Origin of the sequence: Mesorhizobium sp. M1A.F.Ca.IN.020.06.1.1 (genome assembly GCF_004023265.1) — a bacterium.
GTDB lineage: Bacteria > Pseudomonadota > Alphaproteobacteria > Rhizobiales > Rhizobiaceae > Mesorhizobium.
In genome coordinates this window covers 1-1514 of the sequence record NZ_RZSR01001198.1, presented here as the reverse complement: position 1 = coordinate 1514, position 1514 = coordinate 1, and the positions used below count along the sequence as shown (strand labels likewise).

The window sequence follows — 1514 nt, the reverse complement described above, 5'->3', positions numbered from 1 at the left end:
GGCAATGGTCGATCGCGGAAGGATCGGCTTTGTTCAGAACCGCGGCGGCAGCCGTCGCGACGAACCCGTCGAGCAGCACAGGAATCTTCTGCATGCGGGCTGCGAGAATGGCGCCGCAGATTGCCGCGAACTCCCGCCCGCCGACGCGGCGCAAGGCCTCGAGCGGATCGCCGAGACCGGAGCCGTGGAAAGCAAGCGCCCGGTCGACCGCTTCGGCCTTGCGCGCCATCATCGCCGTGTCCGCCCCCGATCCAGGTCCAACCCAGTCGGACCCCTTGCCGCCAAAGAGGGCAGCGCTGAGCGCGGCCGCGATGGTTGAATTGCCGACGCCCAGATCGCCAAGGCAAAGAAGATCGGCGCCGCCCGCGACCGCTTCCATGCCGAAGGCCATGGTGGCGGCGCAGCCGCGCTCGTCGAGGGCCGCTTCTTCGGTGATGTCCCCCGTCGGAATATCCAGCGCCAGGTCGAAGACCTTCAGGCCGAGATCGTTGGCGATGCAGATCTGATTGATCGCTGCACCTCCGGCGGCGCAGAGTTCGACGGCATTGGCGGTCGCCGAAACCGGCCGCGGCGAAATGCCATGCCGAACGGCACCGTGGTTGCCGGCAAAGATCGCCACAAGCGGACGATTGACGGCCGGCGGCGCACGCCCGCTCCAAGCGGCGAGCCATGCCGCGACATCTTCAATCCGGCCAAGCGAAGCTTTCGGCTTGTCGGCCTTGGCAAACAGGGTGCGAACGCGGGTTTCGGCGGCGGCGTCGGCCGGCGGCAGCGTTGCCAGCAGAGTGCGGAAATCATCGAAAGGCTTTGCGGTCATATCGAATGCGGTCTCTTTGCAGGAACAGCCAGCGGCATAGCCGCCTTCACCGCCTGGCACAACCGCCCGGCAATGCCGCGAAAGCGCCGGTCGACGGCGCATCGCGAAGGGCTTGCATTGGCGTTGCGGTTGCACCATGTGGAGTGAAGGCAAGAGAACAGCATGACCGCCATCGAGTCTCCCTGCATACTCGTCTGTTCCATCGACATGAAAACCGGCTTCTGTTTCGGTTGCGGCCGCACGCGCGATGAGATCGCCGGGTGGATCGCGATGACGCCGGAAGTCCGGCGTGCAGTCATGGCCGAGTTGCCGGCGCGGCTGGAGACGGTCGAACGCCGGCCCCGCCGCGAGACGCGGCGCGCCCGCATGGCGCGCGAGCGCGGCGTGCTGTGAAAGAGCTGGCTGTAAGAAAGGGCTGGCCATGAATCGCCTGTTCTGGGTCGTCATGCTGGTGATCGGCGCCGGCTTGATCCTGCTGATGATGAATGATTCCGCCGGCCGCACCTTCGGCATCGAGAACAACGATTTCAGCAGGCTGATCTGGGTTGGAGTCCTGGTGGCGGTAATCGGCGCCAGCCTTATTCGCTCTGGCCGGCCGCTCGGTGACATGGCGCGCAACTTCGGCGTCTGGGCGGCAATCGTGCTGGCGCTGATCGCCGGCTACCAGTACCGCTACGAGCTGCAGGATGTTGTCAGC

Annotated in this window: 2 protein-coding genes and 1 pseudogene; 2 read left to right on the top strand and 1 reads right to left on the bottom strand. The window is 65.8% G+C overall.

Annotated features, from left to right (window positions below; translation table 11 throughout):
- Positions 1-817 (bottom strand): nicotinate-nucleotide--dimethylbenzimidazole phosphoribosyltransferase (locus EOA60_RS32425; protein WP_164899750.1); only part of this gene is annotated, 817 nt, incomplete at its 3' end.
- 162 nt (positions 818-979) lie between these two features.
- Between EOA60_RS32425 and EOA60_RS32420 the strand changes: the two genes are divergently transcribed.
- Together EOA60_RS32420 and EOA60_RS32415 are read left to right on the top strand one after the other, a co-directional pair.
- Entirely contained in the window at positions 980-1210 is a 231-nt protein-coding gene (locus tag EOA60_RS32420; protein ID WP_066992723.1) for a DUF1289 domain-containing protein, read from the top strand.
- Positions 1211-1238: 28 nt separating this feature from the next.
- Positions 1239-1514: pseudogene (locus EOA60_RS32415) on the top strand (TIGR02281 family clan AA aspartic protease); the annotation flags it as partial.

What these genes read in the sequence shown, in the direction of transcription:
- EOA60_RS32420 (WP_066992723.1), top strand. Translation starts at nt 980, where the DNA reads ATGACCGCCATCGAGTCTCCCTGCATACTCGTCTGTTCCATCGACATG.